The organism is Maricaulis sp. (assembly GCF_039978735.1).
Taxonomy (GTDB): domain Bacteria; phylum Pseudomonadota; class Alphaproteobacteria; order Caulobacterales; family Maricaulaceae; genus Maricaulis.
The window spans coordinates 5,001-12,198 of the sequence record NZ_JBDWAS010000010.1; the positions used below are offsets into that span (position 1 = coordinate 5,001).

Consider the following 7,198-nt stretch of genomic DNA (forward strand, 5'->3'; position numbering starts at 1 on the left):
CGGCGAGGAGGGCGGCTTTTAAACCACCCCGTTTTGAAGTCAACCGCCTTTTTCAGAGTTTCTGCAGCGCGGCCCATCCAGTTGATTTCTCTTTCGAAAAACCTCGTGGCGCGGACCTTTATAGAGCGCCTATGAAACACCGAAGCCGGTTGGCTCCCCTCTCCGTTCTGGACCCGATCGTCTGGACCGTCCCGGCGAGGAGGGCGGCTTTTAAACCACCCCGTTTTGAAGTCAACCGCCTTTTTCAGAGTTTCTGCAGCGCGGCCCATCCAGTTGATTTCTCTTTCGAAAAACCCCTTGGCGCGGACCTTTATAAAGCGCCTATGAAACACCGAAGCCGGTTGGCTCCCCTCTCCGTTCGGACCCGATCGTCTGGGCCGCCCCGGCGAGGAGGGGCGGCTTTTAAACCACCCCGGTTTGAAGTCAATCGACAAATTTCAGAGATGTGCAGTTCGTTTTGGCTGGCTGAAAACCGGCGAAAAATTTCACTGCCCGGCGCATCGGTTTGAAGCACCGGTCTAGCTCTGAAAGACGACAAGACCTCGCATGATATAGAAACGACGCTGGTCCGCAAGGGCAAAACCGCTGCGGCAGCGCCGGTGTGAGCGGGGTTCTACAGGACGCCGCGCAGGACGCAACCCCCTCCTGCGGAGATTCCTGCAGTTTTATGACAGCAAGACCCGCCCTTCCCTTTCCAGCAAGGCGAGTCGGAAACTGCACACACCGTGCTCAGGAGACGATATAGGCCTGGAGCGCCGCCGTTTCCGCTTCCATGTCGGCAATCTTCGATTTCACGATATCGCCGATGGACACTATGCCGAGCATCTCGCCGCCATCCATGATGGGCACATGGCGCACCCGCCGGTCCGTCATCAGCACCATGAGATCGTTCAGCTCGGCATCCGGTGCCGCCGTCACGAAGGCCGGCGTCATTGCCTGGGAGACCGGGCGCGTCAGCGCGGCGACGCCGTGCAGCGCGAGTTCGCGCACGATATCGCGCTCGGACAGGACCGCCACGGGGCGCCCGTGCGCATCATTCACCACCAGCGCACCGATGCCATTGGCGTCCAGCGCCTGGGCGGCCGCCGCCAGATCGGCGGACTCAGCGATCGTCACGACGTCGCGGCCTTTCGACTTCAGGATCGTCTCTACATGCATCTGCCCCTCCCTCAGGGTCGGCTGAAGCCCCGGCAAACGGAGCCGTCAGTTGCATGATAGCACAAACCGGCGCGGAGAGGAGATCTCGGACGAGGCCATACCGGGCACCCGTCTAGCCGACGTGAATCAGGCTTTCGTGGACAGGCGCCGCCCGCTCCGCCACCTTGAAGCGTGAAACGGGCAACCGGGAGGATTGCGCGAATGCGTTACAAGTCACGCCTGACAGGCGATCTGGACCGCTGGATCGAACGCGGCTGGATCGACAGCGGCCGCCGCGGCGATATTCTCGGCGATGTCCCGGATCCCGTGCAGCGCTGGAGTGCGATCGGCGCGCTGGCGATTCTCGGTGCGGTCCTCCTGGCCATGTCCGCCCTCACCTTCGTCGCCGCCAACTGGGATGCCATGCCGCGCCTTGCCCGCTTCGGCACGATCCTGCTGGCGCTCTGGCTCGCCATGGCCGGGGCCGGCCGGGCGCTGGACCGGGGTGCCGGCGCGCTCGGGCACGCCCTGGCGCTTCTGGGCGTCGCCCTGTTCGGCGCGGCGATCCTGCTGACCGCCCAGACCTTCAACATGACCTCCTTCCGCAATACCGCGGTGCTGATCTGGAGCGTGGCCGGCCTGGCGACGGCCTTCGCCATCCCGTCACGGCCCGTCCTCATACTGGCGACACTGCTCGGCGCGCTCTGGGCCGGGCTGGAAATCTTCAACCCCTTCGTCGACACGGCGATCTGGAGCTATCTGCCGCTCTGGCTGGTCACGGCCTGGCTGGCCATACGCCTGCGCTCCAAGGCATCGGCGCACCTGCTGGCCATCGGCCTGGCGCTGTGGGCCGGGCACGCGCTCTACTGGATGGACCAGCATTTCGACATTGCCGATGTCTCCCTGCACGCCGGAGCCACACTGGTCTTTGGCGCCCTCGCCCTCACCGGCGCGCTGGCCCGGGATCGCGGCGTGACGGGCGGCGGTATTCTCGCGGCCTGGATGGCCGTGATCACCATGGTGCTTGCGCTGCTGCTGCAGGCCCAGTTCGACCGCCCGCCGGAGGCCGCCATTTCCGGCGGCGCCTATATCGCCCTGGCGCTGGGCGCGATGGCCGCCATTGGCGGGCTTCTTGTTCTACGGCTTGCCATCGGGCATCTGCGTCCCGGACCGGCGGCCGGCCTCGCCGGAATCGGTGCCCTCGTCTTCGTCACACCCTACCTGCTGGCCGCAGCGGGCATTGGCGGTCTGTGGTGGCTGCAGCTGGCCTATGGCGCGCTCTTCTATGCCGGCGCCGTCGCGCTGATTCTCCAGGGCAGCCGGGAAAGCGCCGGCGCAACGGGCACGGTGGGCGTCGCCGCCTTCATCGGCCAGACCCTCTATGTCTATGGCGAAACCTTCGGCGGCCTGCTCGATACCGCGCTGTTCTTCTTTGTAGGCGGGCTGATCCTGTTTGCGATGAGTTTCGGCGTCTGGCGCTGGAAACGGCGGCAACACGAGCCGGCCGTGCCCGCACAGTCTGATCCCGTACAGTCTGGGGGAGAGACCTCATGAACCGCCTCGCCCGCCTCAGCCTGATCGCCGCCCTGATGAGCGGCTTCCTGGTCTTCCTGCTGACCAGCCATCTGGAACGCCGCGCCAACAGCCCGGAAGTGCTGATTCCCGTCGAAGGCTATGATCCGCGCGACATCCTGCTGGGTCACTACGCCAATATCCGCACGCCCCTGAACCGGCTGGACGCCTATGCGCTCGAGGGCGATGACGGCTTTGCCGAGGGCGACCGGATCTGGGTGACGCTGGAAACCGGACCCGACGGCACCGCACAGCCCGTCGCCCTGCACACCGCCCATCCCGGCAGCGGCCTGGTCGCCCAGGGCCGGGTCCGCCAGGTCTATGAGGCCTCACGTCCCCTCACCCGGGAGACCGATCCGGAAACCGGCGAAACCCGCACCGTCCGCGAGGAACCGGAAGAGCTGTGGATCCATGCCAGCTTCAATATCGAGCGCTATTACGCCTCCCGCGAGCGGGCCATCGCCCTGCAGAACCGGCTGCGCCTGCGCGATGTGACGGGCGATATCGGCGTCAATCTCATCCTCGCCATCCCGGCCGATGGCGCCTTGCTGATCAAGGGGTTCGAGGTCGACGGCGAACGGCGGCTGGATACGGTCTGGTAGGCTAGAGCGCGCGGCGGCCGAAGAGCGCGATCAGCACCGGCGTCAGGACGATACCGGCCAGCGTGCCGCCGATATGGCCGGCCCAGCTGATGGGAATCGGGAAGGCAAGCCCGGTCACCGCGATCACCAGGTTCAGCCCGATCCAGGGCAGCGCCAGACGCAACATGCCGCGCCAGCCACCCATCACCCAGCCGGCCGCCGCGATCAGTCCGGAAACACCGGTCGACGCACCGCCCAGCTGTAGCGGCGGACCGGAATGGAGCGCGTATTCCAGCCCGGCCCCGGCCGCCGAACAGGCGAAGAACAGGATCATGAAGCCGGCAAAGGCCTTCAGCCCCGTTCCGAAGGCCAGGCCGACAGCCCGCCCGGCGCCGATCAGGACGGCCATGTTCATCGCCAGGTGCAACAGCCCGAAATGGATGAAGACGTGCAGCAGGTAGGGCGCGGCATGTCCCAGCGGCTGGGCCGGCAAAGGCGTGTCCGGCGCGGCGACAATCAGCACGCAAGTTGCAAAGATCCAGCGGTCGAGTTCCGGCGAGAGATAGCCGAGCAGTGCGGTGCCGAGAATCAGTCCGGCGAGCAGCAGAACGGCGGGTGGCATGGCATTGAAAACTGGCGCCCGCGGCGCGTCCCGATGCGGCACACAAATTCTCCCTGATGGCGTCCCGCACTGGCCCAGACGGGTTACCCATTCCTGAACAAATCCGGATTCCCCCTGCAGGGGAACGCACTTGGTAACTCTCCCCCGCTGGCACACGCGTTGCAACGACACGGGCGAGAGACGCGTCTAGAAGGACACGACGATATGACACTGCGCAAGTTCCCGCCCGCATCCGCTGCCGTTCTGGCTGTGACCGTTCTGGCGTCGGCTGCGCAGGCCCAGCAGGCCGAAACGACGGCCGGATGGGAAATCCCCTACGGTTCGCGCACCACCGCAACCTCCAGCCAGGCCTGGAGCGGAGCCGGTGCCAGTGCCGGTGCGGCCGCCCGGTCGGAAGCGGGCAATCGCGTGATCATCGACGGTGTTATCCAGACCGGCGTGGGCGTGTCCTCGCAGGGCGGTCTGTTCGGCGGCGGTGTCGGATCCGGCGCCACGGCGATCGGCAACCAGCTGAACGTCAATGTCTCGGGCCGGTACAACACGGTCATCATCAATTCGACCCAGATCAATAATGGCGACATCAACGCCAACGCCAATGCCAACGGCAATGTGAGCACTGACAATGACCAAGACTAAGCTCCTTCTCGCAACGGTCGCCGGCGCCCTGGCGCTGACCGGCTGTGCGTCGACGGGAAATGGCGGCGGCGCGGACGGCCGCTATGCGACGCCGATCGGCGGCGCGCCCGTAACCGCCAATCCCACACCCTATTCCGAAGCGCTGGTCTGCCTGGCCAATTATGCGCGGGCGAATAATCTGCGCTCGCCGCGCATCGCCGTGGGACGCCTGGCCGACTATACCGGCCGTGCCTCGCTGGAAGGCGGTGCCGCGGTGACCCAGGGCGCCTCGCTGATGGCGATCTCGGCCTTTGCCAAGGCCGGTGTGCGCCTGGTGGAGCGTTTCGATACATCCGTGTCGGAGCTGGAGCTGCGCTATGCCAACAACCAGCTGATCCGCGACACCAATGGCCAGCAGCGCGAAATCCACGCCGCTTCGCTGCCCGGGTCCGACTATCACCTGGTCGGCGGCATCACCGAGCTGAACTACAATATCCGCTCGAACGGCGTCGATCTTCTGGCCGGCGACCGCGTCGACAGCGACCCGACGGGCCTGTTCTCGCGCCGCGCCTGGGTGATGAATATCGGCCTGGACCTGCGTCTGAACGATACCAGCACGATGGAAACGGTCGACGTCATCTCCTACCAGAAGCAGATCATCGGCCGCGAGATTTCCGCCGGCATCTTCGCCTTCTGGGACGATGCGGTGATCGACCTGTCCGGCGGCGGCCGCTCGCTGGAACCGGTCCAGCTGGCCGTGCGCTCGGTGATCGAGCGCGCCGTGCTGGAAATCTCGTCCCAGCTCTACGGCGTCGATGCCTCGTCTGCCTGTTCCTATTCCGACCCGATCGGCGGCGGCAGCCACACCAATGTCACCGGCGGTATCGATATCGCCACGGCCTATGGCTCGAGGGAGACCACGAATGTCCAAGCGCGCCTTTCAGTTGATCACGGCCATGAGCGCCGCGACGATAACGTGCGCAGCTACCTTCGCGGACGATACGACTGAGATCCTGAACGGCCAGATCAATCTCGACGCGGCGATCAATGTCGTCGCCGAGGGTGAGACCGAAGAGGCCGGCGCCGCCACCATGGCGGCCATCGGATCCGCGAACGCGCTGACCGTCGACGTGATCGAACGTCACGATATCGCCTCGGAGCAGACCTTCTCCGGCGATGTGGACGCACGCGCCGCAACGCGGGCCGGCATCATCCACGGCACGGCCGTCACCACCGCCTCCGCGATGGGCAATGCGGCCAGCGTGATCAATGACAATGGCATGGATGCCGAGATCGACCAGACGGCGCTGGACGGATCGACCGTCTCGGCGACGGCAGAGCTGGAGATCGGGGCCTACGCCATTTCCTCGGTCACCTCGGCCACCGCCTCGGCCAATGCCTATGACGCTGTCAGCTATGGCGGCGAGAACAATCATGCCCTGCGCCAGGACAGCGGCGCCGATGTCAGCGCCGACAGCTATGTCCTCGCACCGACCGGCGGGCTGGGTTACGCAGCGACCGTGCTGGGCGCCGCCAACGGCAATTCGGCGCAAATCCAGGGCTATTACATGGGCCCGGACCAGGTTGCCGATATCGACCAGGACAATCGCGGCAGCATCTCCGCCCGTGCCCGCGCCGAATCGGGCGGCGGAGCCGTGTCCGAAACCGTGACAGCCTCGGCCAATGGCAATTCGGTCTGGATGCAGAACGAGAACGGCTATGCCCATATCCAGGGCACACAGGACAATTCCGGCACCGTGACCGCCGACGCCTACGCCCAGGCCGGCGATTTCGACATCGACCTGGTCGCCGTTTCCTCCGAAGGGGTCGGCAATTCGGCCATCATCTCGAATCTCGGCGCCGACGCCTTCATGGGCCTGGACCAGACCAATAGCGGCAATGTCACCACCCTGGCCGGCTTTGACGGCAATGAGGGCGGCGCGGCCTTCGTCTCGGCGACGGCCTTCGGCAATGCCGCGACGACCTATGTCTGCTCGGAATGTGCCGCAACGGCCTATGGCAATAACAACCAGACCAATTCCGGCGCGATCACCTCGAACGTGACCGGCCGCATGACCACCGGCAGCACCCTGTCCGGCACGGCCACCGCGATCGGCAATTCAGCGACCTATCAAAGCGTTTCCCCCTATAGCGGGAACTAGCATCACCGACCTGTTGGGGGAGGTGGAGAAACCCCCGGGCCTCGTGTTGTGAGGTCCGGGGTTTTCTTTGTGTGGCGGTCCCTTCCCGCTCGCTCCACTTCCCCCGGCCCCGTTCCGGGGCCCGGTTGAGCCTGCACCTGAAACGCCGGCAGGCCCCGGAACAGGTCCGGGGAAAGCGGCAGTGCGCATTTCAACCTCTCCCATTTCTCCCGGCCACCCGCTTTCGCGGGCGCAGGCTTCAGCCTGCGCAGGCAGGCTGCAGATCCGGGATCTGCTTTGCTGCGTGAAGCGTGAGCCGCGTCCAGTCGGTCCCGGACAGCGCTGTGCGCTTCCGGGAAAAATCGTGTGTTTGCAGATGAGGAAACACCAAACCCTCCACGGGCTTGCGCCCTGGAGCGATGAGAGGGGTGCGGGATGCACGGCGGACATCGTGTCCGGATTTGAAGCTTTGGTGGTGATGCCCGAGGCATCCCGCACGCGGAGATTTACCCGGATCCCTTGCGGGACCG

Annotated in this window: 7 protein-coding genes; 5 read left to right on the forward strand and 2 right to left on the reverse strand. The window is 65.4% G+C overall.

The annotated features are described in order from the left end of the window. Positions 1-729: 729 nt before the first annotated feature. Positions 730-1,158: a CBS domain-containing protein gene (locus ABJO18_RS03135; protein ID WP_348506645.1), complete on the reverse strand. Its 429-nt coding sequence runs from the start codon at positions 1,156-1,158 to the stop codon at positions 730-732. Positions 1,159-1,359: 201 nt separating this feature from the next. Between ABJO18_RS03135 and ABJO18_RS03140 the strand changes: the two genes are divergently transcribed. Beyond that, positions 1,360-2,691 (forward strand): DUF2157 domain-containing protein, encoded by a 1,332-nt coding sequence (locus ABJO18_RS03140; protein WP_348506643.1) that lies wholly within the window; start codon positions 1,360-1,362, stop codon positions 2,689-2,691. Further along, positions 2,688-3,311, forward strand: coding sequence for a GDYXXLXY domain-containing protein (locus ABJO18_RS03145; protein WP_348506641.1), 624 nt, complete (start codon positions 2,688-2,690; stop codon positions 3,309-3,311). Before ABJO18_RS03140 ends, ABJO18_RS03145 begins: the two co-directional genes overlap by 4 nt. Position 3,312: 1 nt before the next feature. Here the strand turns inward: ABJO18_RS03145 and ABJO18_RS03150 are convergent, their stop codons facing one another. Further along, complete coding sequence (locus ABJO18_RS03150) at positions 3,313-3,954, reverse strand: rhomboid family intramembrane serine protease (protein ID WP_348506639.1); 642 nt, start codon at positions 3,952-3,954, stop codon at positions 3,313-3,315. Positions 3,955-4,116: 162 nt separating this feature from the next. Here ABJO18_RS03150 and hfaA point away from each other — a divergent pair, with 162 nt between their 5' ends. Genes hfaA through hfaD form a run of 3 tightly spaced genes read left to right on the forward strand, consistent with a single transcriptional unit; the run spans position 4,117 to position 6,689 of the window. Next, positions 4,117-4,548 (forward strand): holdfast anchoring protein HfaA, encoded by a 432-nt coding sequence (gene hfaA, locus ABJO18_RS03155; RefSeq protein ID WP_348506637.1) that lies wholly within the window; start codon positions 4,117-4,119, stop codon positions 4,546-4,548. Next, positions 4,535-5,536, forward strand: coding sequence for a holdfast anchoring protein HfaB (hfaB, locus tag ABJO18_RS03160; protein ID WP_348506635.1), 1,002 nt, complete (start codon positions 4,535-4,537; stop codon positions 5,534-5,536). The genes hfaA and hfaB overlap by 14 nt, the downstream gene beginning before the upstream one ends. Further along, positions 5,451-6,689, forward strand: a complete 1,239-nt coding sequence (hfaD, locus tag ABJO18_RS03165; protein ID WP_348506634.1) for a holdfast anchor protein HfaD — start codon at positions 5,451-5,453, stop codon at positions 6,687-6,689. The genes hfaB and hfaD overlap by 86 nt, the downstream gene beginning before the upstream one ends. Positions 6,690-7,198 lie beyond the last annotated feature (509 nt).